Annotated in this window: 8 protein-coding genes; all 8 read right to left on the reverse strand. The window is 68.2% G+C overall.

Translation table 11 applies throughout. From position 1 onward, the window contains the following. Positions 1 to 265: 265 nt before the first annotated feature. Positions 266 to 13,948: a filamentous haemagglutinin family protein gene (locus tag ACVKN3_RS08060; protein ID WP_354514501.1), complete on the reverse strand. Its 13,683-nt coding sequence runs from the start codon at positions 13,946 to 13,948 to the stop codon at positions 266 to 268. Then, positions 13,945 to 14,322, reverse strand: a complete 378-nt coding sequence (locus tag ACVKN3_RS08065; protein WP_185754413.1) for a ribonuclease III domain-containing protein — start codon at positions 14,320 to 14,322, stop codon at positions 13,945 to 13,947. The genes ACVKN3_RS08060 and ACVKN3_RS08065 overlap by 4 nt, the downstream gene beginning before the upstream one ends. Before the next feature lie 102 nt (positions 14,323 to 14,424). Then, the gene (locus ACVKN3_RS08070; RefSeq protein WP_354514499.1) at positions 14,425 to 15,051 is read right to left on the reverse strand and encodes a hypothetical protein; all 627 of its coding nucleotides are present in this window, start codon (positions 15,049 to 15,051) and stop codon (positions 14,425 to 14,427) included. Between the two features lie 9 nt (positions 15,052 to 15,060). Continuing rightward, positions 15,061 to 16,767: a putative porin gene (locus tag ACVKN3_RS08075; protein ID WP_354514497.1), complete on the reverse strand. Its 1,707-nt coding sequence runs from the start codon at positions 16,765 to 16,767 to the stop codon at positions 15,061 to 15,063. Between the two features lie 56 nt (positions 16,768 to 16,823). Then, a complete protein-coding gene (locus ACVKN3_RS08080; RefSeq protein ID WP_354514495.1) occupies positions 16,824 to 17,510 on the reverse strand; it encodes an energy transducer TonB family protein in 687 nt (228 codons plus the stop codon). A 4-nt stretch (positions 17,511 to 17,514) separates the two neighbouring features. Beyond that, positions 17,515 to 17,922 carry an ExbD/TolR family protein gene (locus ACVKN3_RS08085; RefSeq protein WP_036142026.1) on the reverse strand — a complete coding sequence of 136 codons (408 nt, stop codon included), beginning with the start codon at positions 17,920 to 17,922 and terminating at the stop codon, positions 17,515 to 17,517. Between the two features lie 9 nt (positions 17,923 to 17,931). Further along, positions 17,932 to 19,707: a DUF2341 domain-containing protein gene (locus ACVKN3_RS08090; RefSeq protein ID WP_354514492.1), complete on the reverse strand. Its 1,776-nt coding sequence runs from the start codon at positions 19,705 to 19,707 to the stop codon at positions 17,932 to 17,934. 37 nt (positions 19,708 to 19,744) lie between these two features. Then, positions 19,745 to 21,349 carry a ShlB/FhaC/HecB family hemolysin secretion/activation protein gene (locus ACVKN3_RS08095; protein ID WP_285402258.1) on the reverse strand — a complete coding sequence of 535 codons (1,605 nt, stop codon included), beginning with the start codon at positions 21,347 to 21,349 and terminating at the stop codon, positions 19,745 to 19,747. Between the last annotated feature and the right edge of the window lie 50 nt (positions 21,350 to 21,399).

Consider the following 21,399-nt stretch of genomic DNA (forward strand, 5'->3'; position numbering starts at 1 on the left):
TGTTTCCCATCGAGTTCTTGAAACGCATGGTGTATCCCCTTGCATAGAAGCCCCCCGATCGGGGGCGACGACAAAGGTGGCATCTTGCGGTGACGTGTTGATGGTGTTTCGGTGTCGCGGATTGTGATGCAACGATGACTTCGTTCACTCCACATAACGTGGCGATCACACCTCGTATTGAACGTACATATGCGTTGTCATCGCCCGCTGACGTTGTGCCTAAATAGCGCATGATTATCCCGATATTGCCGCATCTGCAACCTTCTCACAGCTGTCGCAGCGCGCGTCGCTCATCCTCCGTCAGTCGCGCATCGCCTGCCGCCTGATGGCCCAGTACCTGGACCGGACTGCCCGCGTCGTATCCGCGGGCAGGCGCGATGCTCGAGGTCGTGTCGCCGTCGCGCAGCACCTGCACCGATATCTCGGAAGGCAGCTTGTCGCGCGTGTCGGCCTGCTGCTTCCTGACGACATCTTCCGCGGCCTGCGTCGCCGCGGTCGCCGCCGTACTCGCCGCATTGAGCGCACCGATGTTCACCGATGCCGTGACCGGAACACCCACCGACTCACCGGTGACCTGGATGTTGTCGGCGTTGGCGACACGCGCCGCGGCAATGACGAGGTTGCCTGCCACACGAATACCCGCGTCGCCCGCATCCACCGTACCGCGCGGCGCGATGAGATAGGCGTTGCCGGCCGGCGCACCTTCCACGGTCTGCAAGGTGGCAATGCCCGCGCCGGCGACCTGCCCGCGCGCATCGATACGACACCACGCATCGACGTCGCACACGTAGACCGGCGGCGGCACCTCCGCCGTGGTCTTGGCGCCCAGGCCGGCGTTGATGTCCCCGTTCGAGCTCCAGATCGTGACGTTGCCGCCGCGCTCGGTAAAGATGCGGCTCTGGGCCAGCAGCACGCTCTTGTCGGTGAACAGGTTGACGCTGCCCGTCTCGAGGGTGAGCACACCCATGGTGTTCGGTCCCGCAAGAACGCGACCGTTGATGTCGACGATCTGCGATGGCGCTCCCGTGCTGCCGATGAGTGCCTGGCCGCCCGGACCGAGGATCGTCACGTCACCGCCCTGCTGCGTCTGGATCGTGGAGCTGCGCACGTCCAGGTTGCCGGTGTCCACCGGCTTCGTCGCCCCGTTGAGGCCACCCTGGCCGGTACCGTTGGCGGTATAGCCGTCACTGGCGGGGAACATGGCCTCCACGGCGGCATAGCCACGGGCGTACTGACTGAAGTACTTGCTTTCCGGGCTGTTGTAGTCGGCACCGACCTGTGCCAACAGCTTGAACAGCGCTTTCTGCGCGAACAGCCGCTGCACATCGTCCGGCTGCCGGGCGAACAGTGACCGCGCCTGCGCCGCCGTCAACGTCACCGCGACCTCGTCGCCCACGTGGCCCGTGTCCGTTACCGTACCCGCGAGCCGCCGCTGCATGAAATCGACGAGGTCGGGCACGAGGCTCGGCAGGCCGTCGGCGCCATCGAGGTAATGGGCCAGGAAGCCCGCCGTGTCCATGCCCGGACCGACGCCGAAGTTCACCAGGATCTCGGCGCTTTCGTGCGGCAGGTAGGGGTTGTACAGATTGCCCACGGCCTGGATGCCCGTCGGCTTGCTCACCTGACCGACCTGCGTCTCCGCCGCCACGTCGGTCTGGCTGGTGAATGGCCCGATGTCGCGACCGGCATCGACGAGGAACGCGCCCGGTCCTCCCAGCAGCAGCGAGGGCGCGAGATGATAGGCATTCGGAATGGGCCCGTAGAAGCTCACGTTGGCGAGATAGGGCGTGTCGTAGATGTCACGTCCGGCCCGCACACGCGTGATGTCGGCGCGGCGGGTGTGTTGCCCCACCAGCGACAGGTTCACGATATCCCTGCCCGCCTGGATGAAGGCCTGCTTGGCCGGGTAGATGACCAGCGACAGGTAGTTGAAGCCGTTGGGCGCGTCCAGGCCGTCGGTGATGTCACCACCCAGCGCATAGATCCGGACGGGCTGCACGTCGTCGCGATGCAGGCCGTCCGCATCGTGGTAAACCGCATTCTGCGCGGTGCGATCGTCGACACCCAGGTAGATCGACTGGCTGGCCACCGGCGCGAGCGGGTTGGGCATGCCTGCCGGATCGCTGTCGATCAGGCCGAAGCCCGTGCCCAGCGAATCCAGGATCGTCTGCCGCGAGAACGCGATCCCGCCGCTGGCCAGCAGCGACAGGTTGCCGGATGCCGATGGGAACAGTTCCCCGTTGACCCGGATGTCGATATCGCCACCGAAGGCGTTCATGGCCAGGGAGGCTGGCAGGATGGGGCCAGCCACGCCGCCGGCACCGAAGACCAGCCCCGGTGCCGACAGGCTGCCGAAGACCAGGTCGCCGGCCAGGGCACTCACCGTGAGCGCCGACCGCGCCGAGTACGACTGGGCATCGGGGTGCGTCGCAGGCAACAGGGCCGTGAACACGCCGGTCGAGTTGTAGTACGACGGGTTGTACACGCCACCCAGGTCGACGCCTTGCCGGCCGCTTACGGTAGCCACCGTGTCCTGCATGCCGATCAGCGTCGACACGGGTGTGATGGTGTCGCCCAGCCCGGTGACGTTGCCGACGTTGACGGCCGACAACGCTTCCGAGGCGCCGATGCGACCGTCCGCGCGGATGTCCGCCTTGCCGCGCGCCACGAAATAGGCGCCGCTGAGGATATCGCCGCCCGCATGCACGGCGAGGTCACCCCCGCCCACCGTCGTGATCGCATCGCGGGCATCGTTGGCGTACCACGTGGTGGGAAGCGATACGGACAACTCGCCGATGGTGCCGCCCGCCTGTACGTCCACGTTGCCGCCCAGGCTCATGACGCCCTGGCGGAAGTTGGAAAAGTCGATCGACGAGCGACTGCCGTCGGCGGCGTTGCCCACCTGCATCCATTGCCACCAGTACTGCGAGATGGGCGTCCCCGCCGTAGCCTTGGTGAGGCTGCCATCGGTGTCGGTTACCGACTGGATGCCCTGAATATTGCCGGCGGCATGCAACGAGAGGTCGCCGGCGCGATCGGGATTCACCAGTCCGTTGACGACCATGTTCGGCTGCGTGTCCGCCGCTCCCGGCGCACGCTCGGATGGCCGCAGCACGCTGACGTCGGTACCGGCGGTGGTTCCTTCCGCCGGTTCACCCGCCGTGTAGATCGTCGCCGGTGCCGCGGTGTCCAGCCACGCGATATCGCCGGCCGAAGCGACGTCGATCGAACCGGTGCCGGTGCGTATCGTGGTGGGCATCAGCCAGGTCTTGCCGGCGTACGGACTGCGAGGCGTCACGACGGTGGCATCCGTGACCGTGTCCTGCACGGCGAAGTGACCGGCCAGGCGCACGTCGCCAGTACCCGTGGCCAACGTCGCCAGCGGATCGGTGGCGCCGGTGTCCGCCCCGGCGATGAGACGGTACGACGTGCTGGAACCACCCAGCAGGGTCGCCGACGCGAACGACGCGGGATTACCCAGCGACGGCATGTTCGAAGGCGAATTGTTCGGAGCCGGCGGCGGCACGACGACGGGCGTCGTACTGCCACCACCACTGCCACCACCACCGCCACCGCCACCACTGCCACCACCACCATCGCCCGGCCCGGTGGCGACCGCGTCGGACTTCGGCGCAAAGGGGGCATAGAACAGCTGGCTGCCGGAGAGCCGGTTGCCGACGCGCCCGTTCACGTAGCGGAAATAGGTGTCGTGACCACCGATATACGTGGTGTAGTTCGTCGACCAGGTCGTGTATTCGTTATCCACCGGCAGAAGGATCGGCGATGGGGTGACGCCACGGTTGTCGACGCTGAAATTGCCTTCCAGCCAGGTCTCGTAATCGGTCGCGTAGTCGGCATAGTTCGCATACGAACCCGGCTGGGGCGCGGCCAGTGTGGTGGGGTTGTAGACCAGGAAGCCGACCACGTTGTTCGCACGCGTAAACGCCGCCGCCCAGGCCGGGTTGTCCCCGTCGCCCATCTCGGTCAGGTACTGCTGGTAGTTCGCATAGTAGGCGTCGGTCTGCGTCTTCAGCGGCGCCTGCAAGGGCTGGTAGTACGGGTCCTTGCTGATATCGGCGGTACCGCCGCCGGGCGTCATCGCGTTATCGGGGTCCCCGTCGCGCAGGTTGATGCTGCGGTTCCAGATGCCATTCTGGTCGAAGTAGCTCTGGATCGTCTGGTAGGAAGCCACCGACTGGTCATAGGCAGGATTCGAGTCCGAAGGCACCGCGTCCGACTTCGGTGCAAAGGGCGCATAGAACAGCTGGCTGCCGGAGAGCCGGTTGCCGACGCGCCCGTTCACGTAGCGGAAGTAGGTGTCGTGACCGCCGATATAGGTGGTGTAGTTCGTCGACCAGGTCGCATAGTCGCCATCCACCGGCAGCAGGATCGGCGATGGGGTGACGCCGCGGTTGTCGACGCTGAAATTGCCTTCCAGCCAGGTCTCGTAGTCGGTCGCATAGTCGGCATAGTTCGCATACGAACCCGGCTGCGGCGCCGCCAGGGTGGTCGGGTTGTAGACCAGGAAACCGACCACGTTGTTCGCGCGGGTAAATGCTGCCGCCCAGGCCGGGTTGTCCCCGTCGCCCATCTCGGTCAGGTACTGCTTGTAGTTCGCATAGTAGGCGTCGGTCTGCGTCTTCAACGGCGCTTGCAAGGGCTGGTAGTACGGGTCCTTGCTGATATCGGCGGTACCGCCACCGGGCGTCATCGCGTTATCGGGGTCCCCGTCGCGCAGGTTGATGCTGCCGTTCCAGATGCCGTTCTGGTCGAAGTAGCTCTGGATGGTCTGGTAGGACGCGACAGACTGGTCATACGCCGGGCTCGTCCCCGAGCTCGGATTCGCCCCCGACCCCGAGCCCGAACCCGAGCCACCGCCGGCGCCGTCGGACTTCGGCGCGAAGGGCGCATAGAACAGCTGGCTACCGCTGAGCCGGTTGCCGACGCGCCCGTTCACGTAGCGGAAATACGTATCGTGCCCGCCGATATAGGCGGTGTAGTTCTGCGACCAGACCGCGTACTCGCCATCCACCGGCAACAGGATCGGCGACGGGGTGACGCCACGGTTGTCGACGTCGAAATGGCCTTCCAGCCAGCTCTCGTAGTCGGTGGCGTAGTCGGCATAGTTCGTATACGAACCCGGCTGCGGCGCCGCCAGTGTGGTCGGGTTGTAGACCAGGAAGCCGACCACGTTGTTCGCGCGTGAGAAGGCCGCCGCCCAGGCCGGGTTGTCGCCGTCGCCGTACTCGACGAGGTACTGCCGGTAATTCGTGTAGTAAGCCGTGCTCTGGCCCTGGAGCGGAGCCTGCAACGGCTGGTAGTACGGGTCCTTGCTGATATCGGCGGTGCCACCGCCGGGCGTCATCGCGTTATCGGGGTCGCCGTCGCGCAGGTTGATGCTGCCGTTCCACAGGTTGCCGTTGTCGACGAGGTACTGGTCGGCGGTCTGGTACGCGGCCACGGAATCGGTATAGCCATTGTCCGGAGGCGTACCCGGATCGGTCGGATCGGTCGGATCGGTAGGGTTCGTCGGGTCCGTGGGGTTGGTGGGGTCCGTCGGGTTGGTCGGCGACGTGGCCTTGCCCGGGTTGTTGAAGGCAGCACCGTCGTTCTGCTGGTAGAAACCATCCGTGATGCTGGCCTTGAGGTCGAGATGGCCGGCCGCGCGCACCGTCAGGATCGGCGCCTCGCTGCCATAGCGATAGGCGAGCTGGATTCTGCCGTCGCTACCGGTGACGCCCGCGCCCAGGTTCCAGTTGGTGAGCACGGCGATGTCGCCCTGCGATGGGCCGTCGGAAGGATTGCGCAGCTCGATGCCCGGTCGCACGTTCACGTTCCGGATGTCCGCGAAGCGCGAGCCGAAGCTGAAGCCCGGCTGCTGCACGAAGCCCATCAGCGTGCCCGGGCCGTTCGCGATGTCGCCACCCAGGTAACCGTAGAAGCCGGCATGGTCGGCGTTCACGGCATCCGGGAAGAAGAAGTACTTCGACAGGTAGGTCGCGATCTGGTCGTCGCCGACCGGCGCGGCCAGGACCTTGCCGGATGCATCGGTCCACTTGCCCGCCACCATCGTGGCGCCGCCATTCGCGTACCAGCCGGCGGGGTCGACGATACCGTCGAAATGCTGCGCGCCCGTGGAGGCGTCCTTCGTGCTCCACACGGCATAGGGCTCGAGGGTGACGTCGCGCGCGCCCTTGATCGCCGAAGCGGCGTCGACGGTGATCGGCACGTCGCCGTCGGCAAGCAGCGGCGCGCGCATGCTGACGCGACCGCCGGAGAACGCATCGCCGGAGCCGCCGGAGACGTCGATGCCCGCGTTCGCGCCGATATGGATGTAACCGGCGTCCTGGCGGTCCACCTGCTCGTAGCCTCGGGTCGGGTCCAGCTGGCCGTTGGGCGTGCCCGTGGTGCCCAGCACCACGTCGCCACCGCGCTGGGCGGGAATGGACGTGTGCGCATCCAGCTGGCCTTCGATATCCACGCCCTGGCGGCCCCACACCTCGATACGGCTGCCTGCCGGGGCACTCGCGTCGATACGACCGTCCACGCGCGCCGTGCCGCCGTTGGCGTACAGGTACACCTTCTGCGCCGTCAACGCATGGCCGGCAGACAGCGTGAGGTCGCCCTGCCCGCTGCTGATGTCGACGAGGCCCGTCGCACCTGCCGAAGCGGCGAGTGCCGAGAGGGCATCCAGGTCCAGCGTGCCACCCGAGCCGACCGTGAAGTAACCGCCACGGTTACCGGCGAGCGCATGGCCGTCGTAGCTGCCACCGAGCAGGAGATTGCCGCCGGCCACCGCATGGAACGTACCGGCGTCACCGCCCTGGGTCGTGCCCGCGAAACGCATCGCCGCGCCGTCGCCGATGACGATGTTCCCCTTGCCGGCGTCGAGCGTGACATTGCCGCCGGCGGAATACGCGGCGGTGTCGAAGAAGGTGCGGACCGCGCCGGAGGCGTCGAGCACCGTGCCGGGGGCGACCGTCAGGTCGCCGTCCGTCGCACGCAGCCGCAGCGTTCCCGAGGTAGCAGTGAGGTTCATGGCATCGTCGAGGGACGCCGCCTGCAGGGTCAGTGAACCGCCGAGCCCGTCGCGGGTCAGGGCGCTCCCGGCGGCGCCACGCAGCGACATCGTTCCCGTCGTGCCGAGCGTCGTCGCACCACCGCCGTCGGCGACGAATACCGGCGCGCTGAGCGCCACGGCGGCGGCGCCGAAGTCGACCCCGCCCTGCCCCTGGGCGACAAAGCCTTGCGCGGCGGTGGCGTTGAAGGCATCGAATCCATGCAGGGCGAGCGTGCCGGCACCGAAATCCACCTCGCTGGCCTGGGCGTCGAACGTGCCGGACCCTGCCAGCGCCGCACCCGCGGCGGCGCCGAGCACGTTGGCGAATGTCAGCGTGCCCGCGCGCAGGCGCACGTCGCTGCCGTCGCCGACCAGCGCACCCGCACTGAGTGTCAGCGCCCGATCGAACGCGATATCGAGCGGACCGACGAAGTCGATCTCGCCACGGCTTCGCAGCACCACGCTGTCCGCGCCACGCAGCTGCGCGACGGTTCGCGAGCCGATGGAAAGGCCGTCATCCGCGCCGACCGCACCGTCCGCCACGAAGCTCACGCGGTTCGCGGTGGCATCGATCGACTTGCCCGACAGCGAGGCGCTGTCGTCCACGCGCATGCGGCCGGTGGCGTCCAGGGTCAATGCGTTGCCGCCGTCCACACTGGCGCCGGCGCCGATGGTGAGGCGCCCCTGCGCCGTCCCGTCGACGGGCAGGCCCAGGCGGGTCACCGACGACGCGCCGTTCTGCGACACACGCAGCAGTGAGCCGTCGCCGCTGATCGCAGCGACCGGCGCACCGCTGGCGTCGATCGCTGCGTTCCGACCGAACACCAGGGCGTTGTTGCCACCCGTGTTCGCGTCGCCGCGCCCCTGGATGACACTGCCATCGTCGAGCACCACGCCTTCGCCATCCGCCGAACCCGCGGCCACCAGGAGGATTTCCTGGCCCGACAGCGGATGCGCCGCATCGTTCGACAGCAGGACGCTGCTCGCCTTCACGTCCACGTGGTCGCCATCGGCCGCCGCGCTGCGGGTGCCGCCGATGAGCAGGCTTCCCGCACCCAGGGTGGTCAGGCCGTCGGCGGCGATGCCGAGGTAGCCGTCGCGTGCCACATCGCCGGCGCCGAGGATCTGGATGGCCTGCCCCGCGATGTCCACCTGCGAGGTACGCCCGCCCTTGCCCGGCGTGGTGGCCAGCGTGGCACCCAGGTCCAGCCGCTGGCCCGCGTCGATCATCAGGCGGCCGGCGTCCATCGGACGCTGCGTGGCGACCTGGCCTTTCTTGCTCGCCAGGCTGGTGAAGAAGGTATCCGCATCGGTAAAGCGATACTGCGAGTACTGCTGCCACACCGGTGCCGACTGCACGAGGAAGCGGGTGTTGCGCGCATCGCGCGCACCACTGAGGGCATCGCCGAAGTAACCGGACACGGCATAGGTGCCGTCGGCCATGCGCGAGGAACGGCCCAGCACGCTGTCCTGCGCCGTGGTGTCCTGCACGATGCGGTAGGCGCCGCTGAGCTGCGCGTACTGCGCAGGCAACAAGGTATACATCCCTGCGGGCAAGCCAGGCATGCCGGAAAGGTAGACGGACTGTCCCACGCGGGGCTGGGTACCGCCCGCACTGGAGAAAGCGCTGTCCTGCGCCGCGACCGGGCCGGTGAACCCGGGGAGGATCGCGTACACGGCCGCGCCCGTGCCCGTTGCCGACGACGCGAGCACGTCGCGTGTGCCACCCACGCCGGCGACGAACTCGGCCGCCTGCAGCTGGCCACCGCCGGCAAGATCGATCGATGCACCGCTGTCCAGCGCCAGCGCGGTTCCGTGCAGTTCCACCTGCTTCGACGGCGGTGCCGTCAGCGAGGCCGAGGCCACGTTGGCCGCGCCGTTATAGCGCCAGTCCACGCCGTCGACGGTGCTGCCGTATGGCACCGTCGCGCCACCCAGCGACACCGAGGTGATGCTTCCCGGAGCGAGGTGCACCGAGGTCGTGGCCACGAGCGGCGCGTAGGCGGCGCCCAGGCCGAAGGCGGACGCGGCGGCCTGCGGATCGCTCACGCCGAGAATCAACGAGCCCGCCGGCGCGCGCAGCGTGCCCTGCTGCTCGATGTGATCCGCGCTGACCAGCAGCGCGCCGCCCGCGGACAAGGGTGCGGACGACGGTCCGCCGGGAAGGAAGGTGACCGTGGTTTCGCGGGCGTTGCCCTGCGCATCGGCGATCCCCGAGGCGTTCGCGTCGATGACGAACCGGTAGTCGGTGGCGGGATAGACCTGCGCGGCGCGGAAGGTGAGATCGCCGGTGCTGAAGAGCATGCCCGGCACACGCGCACCCGCCGTGTCGTAGGCAAGCTGCGCGTCCTGGGCGAAGCGGAGATCGCCCGTGGCGTTGAATGACGCACCGCTCCAGCCTTGCAGGTTGAGGGCGCCGCCAAGGTCGATCGCGTTCGCCTGCACAAGCAGGGTGCCGTCGCCGGCCTCCGCTGCCGTCACGCTGGGTGCGCCGCCCGCCAGGTGAACGTAGGGCGCGCGGAGATGGACCTGGCCGTTACCGCTGCGGAATCCGTTCACCGGCTGCGTGCCGGTCGCGTCGTTGCCGACGGCCCGATAGGCCAGCGCATACGCCGAGAACGACCGTGCGAGATCGAGATCGACGTCGCCGGCGAAGGTCACCGGTACGATCGTGTTCGCGACGCCGCCCGCAGGGTCGGCACCCAGCGACAGGCTCGCGATGCCCGATCCCTGCAGACGGTCCACCCCGAAGGCGAGCACACCCTGCGCGGAGGCACCGGTATCGGTGACGGCGGAGGCGTAGCCAGGCGCGTTTTCCACCCGGGCGCGGACGAGCATCGTGACGGGCGCCCAGGCGTCGCCGCCCACCTCGTCGCGCGGCACGATGGCCAGCGAACCGCCCTCGCCACGCGTGTCGCCGGCATGCGCGCTCAGTGCGGCGCCCAGGTACAGGCCCGAGACGGCGCCGATCGTGATAGTGCCGGCGTCGCTCCATACCGCGGTGGGGGCGTCGTCCACCGTCGTGCCGTTGAGCCGACGCGTTCCCGTCGGCAGGTCGTAGGTGTCGCTGGCGCCGGAGACATCGATGACCGACCCGTTCGCCGCGACCACGTAGCCCGTATAGGGCGAGTCGAGCGTGACACGGCCACCGTCGAGCACCGTGCCGGTACGTGGCGTGGCGCGCACCGACACACCTGCGCCCGCGCCCGTCAGCGTCGCCGGCGTGGCCTGGGTGTCGATCAGCGAGACGCCGCTGGCGTCCAGTACACCCGTGGCACCCAGCCAGACCCGCGAAGGCTGCACCTGCACCGTGTTGCCGGCCTTGCTGTTCGTCAGCGAGATGTTGCCGCCTGGCGCGCGCAACGTGCCGTCGACGACCACCGCACCCGGGGAAGCGAGCGCGATCGTGCCGCCGGCGTCCACCACCACCTGCGCACCCGCGCCGATGTCCGCCGATCCGCTGACGCCGGCATAGACCGGCGCGGCCGACTGCCCGCCCGCGGAACCGCGCGAGGGCCATCCGAGGTAATCGCCGGCGACCAGGGTGAAGCCCGGCCCCTGTCCGGTTCCGGTGCCACGGGTGGCCCAGCGCTGGTACGGATCGAGGTAACCGATGACCGACGCACCGTTGGACGCATCGGTATCCGTTCCGCTGCCAAGGAAGCGCAAGGCATCCAGGTCGGCGACGCGATTGGCGCGCCGCACCTGGACCTGTGTGCCGGGCGCGACCGTCGCGTCGGTGACCGCGTGCAGCACGTAGTTGTCGAAGCCCTGCCCCTGGAAGAACGACGGCGTGAGGTAAAGCCCGTTTGGCTGGGTCATGGCGGCGGGATCCCCACCCACCTGGACCTGCGCCGCGTGCAGGGCAAGCGTGCCGCCGCCGGCGAATCCATACGCGTTGATCGCGCCATCCATGACGAGGTAGCCGCTGTCCAGCGCCGTGGGCGGCTTCTGGTCGCCGAACGCCAGGGTGGACGGCACGTCGTAAAGCAGCAGCGACACGTTGCCGCCACGCCCCAGGGGAACGCCGTTCGCCGTCGCCACGCGACCGTCGACGCCCACGTAACCCCCGCTGGAGACATCGATCGTGCTGCCGCGGGCCAAGCGGATGGAGCCGGTCTGGTCGACCTGCGCCTCGACGTCGCCCTGGTAGCTCTGGCGGGTGGCGAGGGTGATGTTTCCGCCATCGACGAAGCGGCTTCCTGCCACGTCCGTGCCTGCGCGATTCGTATCGTTCACCCACAGGCCGCGCGTGCTGAGCAGCGCGCCGTCGGTCAGGGTGATGTCCGGCGCGGGATTCGCATGGTCGGCGAACTGCGCCAGCGTCTGCGTCGTTAGCGTTATGGCGCCGGACGGCGCGACGATGCTGCCATGGATGTCGATGCGGCCAGCGGCCATCGATACGCTGCCGCCGGGTGACACGGTGACCTGGGTGCCTGCCGTCTCTTCGATCGCCCCGTCGCGGTTGTTGATGGTGAGCGCGGAAAAACCGCCCTTGCCCAGCGTGTCCGCGGAAAGGAGCAACCATGTCTGGCCGTCGTCCGACGGCGCCTGCACATCGGCAAGGTCGTCGCCGCCGTTGAAGCCCGGCATCAGCGACTCCAGCGTCTGCGAGGACTGCTGCAGGCGTACGCCGGGAATGACCTGGCGCGGCGCGATGGACACCGGGGTGGTATCGAAAACGAAGGTGCCGCCGTCCGGCGGCGTCCCGTTGGCGGCCTGCCGCGCACCGACCGTAGCCTGCGCCGTCATCTCGCCGTCCAGGGCCAGCCCGCTGCGCGCGTGCACCACCAGATCGCCCGCGTCGCTGCCGGAGACGAAGCCCTCGGCCCAGCGGCGCGAGCCGCCCAGCAGCGGCGAGTTATAGGTCTGCGACACGCCCCAGCGGGCGTGCGTCGCGGTGTACTGCCCGGCGAAGCCGATGTACGCCACGTCCGGGTCGGCGGAGGAAATGTCGTAGATGCGACCGTCGGCACCCAGCAGGTTCGGCGTGGTGATCCAGCCCGCCTGGTAGGCGAGATAGCCCCCGTCGAGACGCAGGCTGGAACCCGAGCGGGTGATCACCTCGTTGCCGTCGAGCGTGATCGACCCGCCCCGTGTGAGCATCTGCGAAATATCGCGGGGCACGTTCTCCACGTAGCCCTTCACGTTCAGGATGGGGCTGCCGATCCAGTCGAGGCCGTCCGCGCGCGTGCCAGACTGGCTGCTGTCGATCAGCACATTCTTCTGCGTGTACAGGAAACCGTTGCGCAGCAGCGGGGAGTCGGCCAGTTCGTTCTGGCCGATGCGCGGCACGTTCACCAGCAGTGCGGACATCGGCAGATCGACATCGGCCAGGCCCGACACGTCGATCGTCGCGTTCGCATCCACGTAGACGCGGCCCGCGTTCGCCACCACCCCTTCACCGGTGAGCGAGCTGTCGCGGATCGCGGTGAGCGCCACCGTCGAGCCCGGCGCTTCGATGAGCGCCCCGGAGGCGAGGCTCACGTTGCCGCCCGTCACCGTGACCTTGCCGGGCGTGAACACCTTGTCGGCGGCGGCGGTCGAGGAGGTCGTGGCGCCGTCCTTCTCCGGCAGGATGGTCGTGACCGACTGGGCACCGAAGGTCACCGGACCCGAGCGGCTGCCCCGTCCCGACTGACCGGTGATGTTGATCGTTCCGGGTGCGGCGATACTGGTCGAGGCCATGACGACCCCGTCCTGCGCCACCCCGTAACCGGTGAGGTCGATTTCACCGCGACGCGCCTGCACCAGGCCGCGGTTGCTGACCGTGCCGCGCCCTTCCGTATAGGCGCCGCTGGATGTCTCCGACAACAGGATGCGCCCGGACGTGCCCGCCAGCGATGCATCGAACACCGTGCCCGCGGCGAGGATCGCCTGGCCGTCGTCCGCGACCACCGCGCCTTCGTTGACGACGTTCGGCGCGGCGACGATCGCGAAACCCTGCGCGCCGGTGGTGATGCCGGCGCCCTTCTCGATCGTGACGTCGTGCCCCGCGCCCGGGGCGAAGGCGGACTGCAACACACTCATTTGCGGGCCGCCCGAGGCGGTCGAGGCGAAGCCTTCCGCGAGGAACCGTGCGTTGCTGGCGGCCCGGTCGGGACTGTAGATATCCAGCGAGCTGGCGATCAGCGAATGCACGTTCACCTGCGAGCCGCTACCGAAGATCATGCCGTTGCGGTTGAGCAGGTACACCGTGCCTTCGGCCTTGATCTGGCCGAGGATCGTGCTGGGTTTCGCGGTGGGATCGGTGATGCGGTTGAGCGCCACCCAGTCGTTCCCGCCCGAGGTGAGGTTGCCTGCGCTCTGGTTGACATACAGCGTGGTGTCGCGGCCGACATTGAAGCTGTCCCAGGTCAGGATCGCCTTCTTCGCCGTCTGCTTCACTTCCACCGTGTGCCTGGCGTTGGCTGCCACCGTGTCGGTGGGCTGGCGCGCGTTCTGCCACAGCGTGGGATCGGCGGCGAGGCCGGCCGCCGGCTTCAGGCCACCCTCGGCCAGGCCGTCGGGCACGCCGGACACACGCGGTGCGGTGGCCGCGGCGGTGGCCTGCTGCTGCATCTGCGTGGCAAGCGCCGCTGCGGCATGGTTGAGGTTCTGGATCGACTGCTGCACACGTTGCTGCTGCAGCGCGTTACCCGGGGTGAGGCTGGCAGGCCTGCCATCCGCGCGTGGCACGGCATCGGACGATGAAGGCGTCGCGCCCGGCTGCCTGGCCGCCAGCCACGCCGCGCTGAACGTCGGAGGCGTCGTCGCCGCATGGGCGACACCGCCGCCGAACAGCGCCAGGGCGATCAGCCGGCACATCGCCTTGCGACGGAACGGCGGTCGCGACGCGGGCGGAAGCGGGCGGAGGGTGGCGGCAGGAGTCCGGATACGCGCGCTCATGAGAAATCACCAGTCATCGTTGCCACTTCATCGTTGAGTTCGGGCAGCGCGGCGAGCTCCCTGAGCTCCTCCCCGCTGAATTCGCGCAGTACGGCGCGGATCGCCAGGCGGCGACCGTCATGCAGCCAGGCGTTGAGCACGCTGGCGATCGCGCGCATGGTGGACAGCGCGGTTTCCTCCAGCGATGGCTTGCGGTGGCGCAGGTGCTCGACCACGGCATATCGCACGCGTGCGCCCAGGAAGGCGGACGACTCGTCCAGCAATCGCTGCAGCCCGTCGAGCGAACAGCGCGCCAGCAAGACATCGGCGGCCTTGGCCTGTCCGGCCGAGTAAAGCTGACGCAGCATCTCGGCCAGGGCGTAGGGACAGCTCATGTCGCGGCTCCCCGCATCGATCCGGGCACGCGACCACAGCCGCGGGGCGCGCTCCGTCTGCGAGGCGACGTCATGATCCGGATACATGGGCTACCCCCCGCCTCACGGTGTCGCCGATGCCTGGCCGGCCCGGGGGTCGAACCGCTGTTCGTAGAGCCGGTCGCCGAACGACTGCGCAGCGGCTTCCAGCTTCACCCGCGACTTCGCGGCAAACGGCTGCCGCGACGACACGATGTCGCCCATGTCTATGTTCTCGTAAGCCGCGATCACATCCCTGCCCACCTGGTACATGCGGACGTTGCGCGCGGTGCAGGCATCGACCTGGCCACGGACGACATCCAGCTCCCTCGCCAGGCGCGCGCGCTCGGCTTCCGCCGTGCGCAGCGCCACCCCCGACGACTCCCTGTCGGCCTTGCCACGTTGCACGTCCGTCTCGGCCGCTTCGCGGCGGCGGCGCTCGTCGGCGAGGGCGCGGACGGCATCCGGTGACGGACCGGCCGGCCGCTGCGATGCTGTGTGCGCCACGTCGGCGCTATGCCTGGCCTCGTCGCGCTCTTTCTCCAGCGCCGCCTTCTGCACGGCCCACTGCGATTGCTGGGCCTGCAGGTCCTGCAGTTGCGTCCGGGTGTCGCGCAGCTGGTCGCGCAACCGGCTTTCCAGGCTGGCGGTCTGCGCGAACGCCGTGGGGCACACGACGAGCAGCGCGAGGACGATGAGGGTTCGTTTCATGTCGTCTCCTCAGAACCGGGCATTCATTTCGAGCTGGAAGACATCGATCGACAGCGGCGGCCCGAACACTTCCCGGGCATTGAAGTAATGCAGGGTCAGCCATGCGTAGGTGGACACGCCGTAGCTGCCGCCGAGGATGAAGCCCTTGGCGTTGGTGCCGCCCAGGTGGAAGTCGGTGTCGGTCAGGCCATCGAGCACGGCGTCCGGTTGCAGGTACTTGTAGGCCAGGCTGACGTTCCAGTCGCCCGCGGCATGCGGATTCACGTCGCCCAGGGTGGCGCGCAGCATCCAGCCCACCGGGCCGCTCTTGTACGTCGCTTCGCTGACGTCGCCGGCACCGAAGTTGTTCACCAGCCGGTTGACGCCCACGTCCGGCCGGAACGCGTCGCGACGGTGGTAGGCCAGGTTGCGCAGGTAATCCGCTTCCAGCCGCAGCGGCGTGTCCGCCACCTTGGTGTCGAACTGGGTGGTGGCGTTGGCGACGTGGTAGTCGTAGACCAGGCCGGCGAACTGCGGCTGCGCATAGCGCGACGGCGAGGCCGGGTCCGGGACGATGTTGCGGATCAGGAACAGCGAGTTGCCCTTCTGCATGAAGGCCGAACGGGTATCGTCCGTGTCGCAGTAGTTCACGCCCAGGTAGATCGAGCACGGCGACGACAACTCGCCGCGCATGTGATCGAAGCGGTAATAGGCCAGGCCGAGTTTCCAGCGCGTATCCTCGCTGAACGACCAGGTGCCGCCGATCTGCGCGCCGGTCATCCACTTGTCGCGGCTGGCGTCCTTGGCCGGTCCGTTGGAGGGGAAGTCGTCGGCCTGGTATTCGATGGGGAACATGCCGACCGTGGCGAACGTGGTGACGTCATCGCTCACGGGTACGTCGAACCGCCCGGCCACACCGTCGAAGTTCAGGTCGTTCGAATACAGCAGGTCGGTGCTCATGAAGGGGTTGGGCATGCGCCCGCCGATGAACTGCGCCCACGCGGTCGGCTTCCAGGCCAGCCAGGCCTGGTCGAGCCACAGGTCCTTCTTGGCCAGGCCGCCACCCAGCGTCTGCGTCGTCGAGACCGGGTTGTTGTCGTTACCCGTGCCGATGCGGATACCCGCGGTGACGCCCTGCCCCAGGTCCACGTTCACGCCCAGGCGCGCGCGGATGCGCAGCGAGTTGGTGCGGTTCTGCAGGGTGTTGAGCAAGGGCGGCAGGTTGCCGCTGTTGAGGTCGTACGGCCCGGTACGGTTGAGCTGCGCGAAGTCGACCATCGTAGGCACGTTGCCCTTGTCGTAGTAATGGAACTCGTCGCGCACGCGCATGTCGCCGGTCCACTGGATGCGGTCCAGCCACTCCGGCAGCTTGCCGGGCTCGGCCCAGTGTTCCTGTTTGGCCTGGGCGACCACTTCCTGGCGCAGTTCATCCTTGATCTGGTTGCGCACCACCTCCGGCACGTAGGTGACCCGCACCTGGCCCGGCGTGGCCGGCGCGGCATTCGCGGTACCGGCCAGTTTCTGCGCCTGGGCCGCCTCGGCGGCGGCCTGGGCGACGAGTCCGTCGGCATCGGACTGGGTCAGCACGCCACGCTTCACCAGCAGGCGAACCAGGTTGATCGTGGCGTTGTCCGAGGGTGCGTTTTGCGCGTGCACCGAGCCTGCGAAGATCGCCAGGCCGATGGCGGCGGCCAACATGGCGCGCGCGGGGCGATGGCGGGCCTTTCCGATGGTCATGCGAACTCTCCGGCTATCCAGGGTCGTGTCTTTCGAAGGGAAACAGGTGGCGTGGCTCATGCGGGGCGCTTCCCGCGAATGGCCACGCGCAGGGGAAAATGCAGCGACGACGGCGGCGCGACGTCGATGTGGGGCATCGTGCGCAGGGCGTCGAGCAACGCCTGGTCGGTGTCCGGGTTGCCGCTGGAGCCGACCAGTTCGGCGCGGGTGAGCTTGCCGTCGGCATCCAGCCAGATATCCGCGCGCACGTCGAAGGCCAGGCGGTTGACCCGGCCGTCGCGCTGCACGGCCTGCTGGATGGCGTAACCCAGGTACTGGTCGTAACTGCCCGTGCCGCTGCCGGTGCCGCCACCGGAACCGACCATGCCGCCGCCGTCGCCCGCGCCGATGTTGAACGCGTCGGACCCGGCCTGTGCGTCGGCATTCATGGTGACGTTGCGGGCTACGTCGTTGCTCGGCTTGGGCGCGTCCACCGGCTTCTGCGGAACGTCCTGCGGCTTGTCGACCGGCTTGATGTCTTCTTCCACCTTCTTCGGCTCCGGCGGTTTTTCCTTCGGCGGCGGGGGCGGGGGCGGGGGCGGCAGCGGCGTGATGGTGGCGATGCGCGGCGCTTCCCGGCGCACGCCCACGGTGCTGCCGGCGAAATGCCAGATCAGCACACCGAGCAAAACGACCGCGATGGCGCCGATCGCCGGACCGAGCCAGCGGCGTTGCCTGCGACGGGGGATGTCGTGTGGGCTCACGCGATCAACCCTTCGGTGCCTTGCCGGTGACCAGACCGACCTGCGGCAGGTCCACGCGGCGCAGCAGGTCCAGGATGTCCATCACCTTCTGGTACTGGACGGTCGAGTCGCCCTTGACCACCACCGGGAAATCCGGGTTCAGCGCCTTGAGCGAGCGCAGACGCTGCTCCAGCTCGGCGATCGTCACCGGGTAGGCGTCGAGGAAGATCTGCCCGGTGTCGGAGATGGTGATCGCCTTGGTCTGCGGCTTGGCCATGCTCACCGCGGAGCTCGCCTTGGGCAGGTTGACCTTGATGCCCTGCACCGACGCGGTGGTCATAATGATGAAGATCACCAGCAGCACGTACGCCAGGTCCAGCATCGGCGTGATGTTGATGTCGTCGTACGGTTTGTCGTCGTCTTGGGCGCGCATGTCCGCTCCTCAGGCCGCGACGGCGGTCGGGTGGGTGCTGCGCTGCTGTTCCGCCAGGCGCGTCACGAACTCGTCGACGAACACCTGCATGTTCGCGGTGACGTTCTTGTTGCGGATCAGCAGGTAGTTGTAGCCGAACAGCGCCGGGATGGCGACGAACAGGCCGGCCACCGTGGCCAGCAGGGCCGCCGCGATGCCGGGGGCGATGGCGTTGACGTTGACGTCGCCCGCCGCGGCGATGGCGGCGAAGGTGATCATCACGCCGACCACCGTACCGAGCAGCCCGAGGAAGGGACCGCCGGAAATGGCGATGGTCAGCAGCACCATCGATTTGGCGAGGCGCTGGTTCTCGCGCACCAGCACCGAATCCATCGTGGCGCGGATGGCCTCGATGGATTCCGGCGCGATGTGGTCGCGGCCGTCCGCGTCACGGCGTCCCCAGACTTCGCCGGCGCCCACCTTGTACAGGCGATACAGCGACGACGCCTCCAGCCGGTCCGCGGCCGGATCGCGCGACAGCGCGAGGATGTTGCGCCCCTGCTGGCGGAACGCGTCGAGGAAATCCTCGTTGGCGCGGCTGACCCGGTTCACGTAGGTGGCGCGCTGCCACATCACCACCCAGGACAGGACGGCCATGATCATCAGGATGCCGATGATGGACCAGGCATCCGCCGTCACCGACTTGACGATGATGCCGAAGTAGCCGAAGCCGACGCCGGCCTGCTTCTCGTCCGGGCCATAGGCCAGCAGCTTCGACTCCGCGCCCTGGGTCTGCGCGTCCACGGCGATCAGCGCGGCCGGACGGGCGATGCGCGAGATACGCACCTCGTCCATCGTTCCGACAAACGGCACCAGCGTATCGGCCTGGCCGGCGACATCGCCGCCGAGCGTGGCCGGGCCGCTCATCGCGGGCAGCCGGGCATCCAGCTTTGCGTACGGCTTGCCGTCGACATACAGGGCGATGTCGTTGCCCGCGGCGGTCACGGCGACATGGGTCCAGGCACCGGCCTTGATCGGCTCGCCGACGGGGCTCACCGCGTCGCCCACCTGTACGAAGGGCACGCCGTTGTCGAGGCCCACGAAGACCTTCTGCGTGCCCTGGCGACGCGCGTAGAGCAGCGAACGACCCGCGGCCACGGCATCGACCTTGACCCAGGCACTGACCGTGAAGGTGCCGCCGTCGGCGACGTTCATCGACACGCTGCCCGGCAGCGTCACCACCTTGCTGCCGTCGAAGCGCGCGGCCTTGCCGATCACGCCGTCGACAGTGGGGATGTCGTTGCCGGTGGCGTTGTTGGCGTACGCCGTGGCGTCGCGCGGCGGCGTGCCGGCGGGTTCCTCGAAGTGATACACGGCCGCGTAGTCGGCGTCGAACACGGCACCGGCCTTCTCGCCGCCCTGCGCCTTCGGGTTGCCGTAGTACATCCAGATCGGCTGCTGGGCATCGGCCGCCAGCTGCGGCACGTCCACCCAGACCAGGGCGACGCCGAGCACCGGATCGAAGCTTTCGACCTGGTAGTTCAGCGGGGTCTTGTCGTCCGCGGCGACGAAACGCACGTCGGCGCCGCTTTCGGACACACCGTCGAACGTGAAGTTGCCCGAGTGCAACCGGACCAGCAGGGGCACGCGGCCGACCGCCGTGGTGAGGTTGCCGCCCTTGGCCGTGCTGTCGATGGTGATGGCCTTGCGGAAGGCGAAGTCCTGGTTCCACCAGGAGGTGTCGGCATGCGCGGCCGGCACCAGCGTCAGCAACAGCAGGCCGGTCAGGATGAGAAGTCGTTTCACGGTGATGTCCCCTGGATGCGTGGACCCGACCCGAGGGTCAGAGGTCCGCCTTGAGCGAGAAATGGATGCGGGTGTCGTGGGCGCGCGTGGCCTGCCCGTCGTTGAACGGATAGGCCACCTCGAACGCACCGGTGGCGATGTTGAAGATCTGGAAGCGCGTGCCCAGGCCCACGCTGGAGAGGTCGTAACTCTTCACCGTCTTGCTGCCGGCCTCGGGGCGGGACGGATCGACCAGCGACGGCAAGGCGTTCATCAGGGCCAGGTGCGCGCCGTCGAGGAAGGCATGGAAGCGCCAGTCGTTCACCCATGCGCCCAGGTGTGCGGCGATCGACGGTGAGCGGAACTCGATGGAGCCGATGGCGCCGCGGTCCGCGGTTTGTTCGGCTTCCAGGTAACCGCGCACGCTGCTCTCGCCGCCGGCGGCGTATTGCTCGCTGGAAATCAGCGACGAGGTGGACACCTGCGCGCCGAGGCGGCCAAACAGGCTGAACCCGTTGTCGAGGACATGGGTACGGCTGGTGTCGGCCTTCACGTAGAAGAAGTTCTGCCGCGCGCGGTAGCGCTGGTAGTCGAACTCGGCCGAACTGCTGCTGCCGGCGCGAAAGCCCGCCGTGGCGCTCAGCGAGATCGTCTGCACCGTCTTCTCGTCCACCGACTGGCCCTGGTAACCGGCGGTCAACGGGATATAGGTGATCGGCGCCTTCGAGGTGGCACCGCCCAGGGTGATGTTCTGGTCGAAGTGCTTGCGGTTGACCGCCAGCGACAGCGACTGGCTGTACGACCCATGGGCCGGCAAGGTACGCAGGAGCGTGAAGCCGAAGGCATTGCCCTTGCCGAGCACGGTGGTGCCACCCACGGCATTGGCGTTGCTGTTGGACTTATAACCGGAGGCCAGCACGCTCCAGTCGCTGTCGAGCGGCACCAGGTAGGAACCGGCCCAGACTTCCGCCGCATTGCGATGCTGCGGGGCGACGATATAGGTGAGCGAGGCCGCATGGCCTGCCTGGAACAGGTTGTCGTCGCGCACGCTGGCAACGGTGCGCAGTTCCGGCGTATTCACGCTGTGGTCGTTGTTGACCTCGAGGCTGGCGTGCAGCGGCGAGGCATCGGTGACCTTAAGCGTCACGTCCATCGTCTGCGGCAGCTTGCCGGGCGTCAGTACCGGCACCACCTGCGCGCCACTGCGCCGGTTCACGTCCGTGAGCTGCTGCTGGGCCCGGGTGAAATCGGGCACGTCTCCTTCATGCAGCGCCGGCACCGCGTCGCGGATGTCCTTCGGCGAGCGATACGTCGCGCCTTCCACGCGCACGCGGCCGATCGTGTTCTCGGTGACCTGGAAGCGGATGATCCCGCCCTTGACCTGCTGCGGCGGCAGGTCCACCACGACCGACTGGTAGCCGTGCGCCTGGTAGGCCTTCTGCAAGGCGTCCCTGGCCGCGCTCACGTCGTTCATCGACTTGCCGGGACCGAGAAACGGATAGACCGCCGTTTCGATATCCAGCGCCGGCAAGGTCGTGTTGCCGTCGACCACATACTCGTTGACGTCGAACGCGGTCGGCGCATCCTGGGCCGACGCGTTCACGGCGAGGCCGAGCGCAAGCGCCAACGCAAGCGCGTGGCGTGACGTCGTGGCACGACTCATGCGTTCACCCGTATTACTCGTGTAGCCACGCGGACTGTCCCCTGTCGTTC

It is taken from the genome of Luteibacter sp. PvP120 (genome assembly GCF_054055715.1).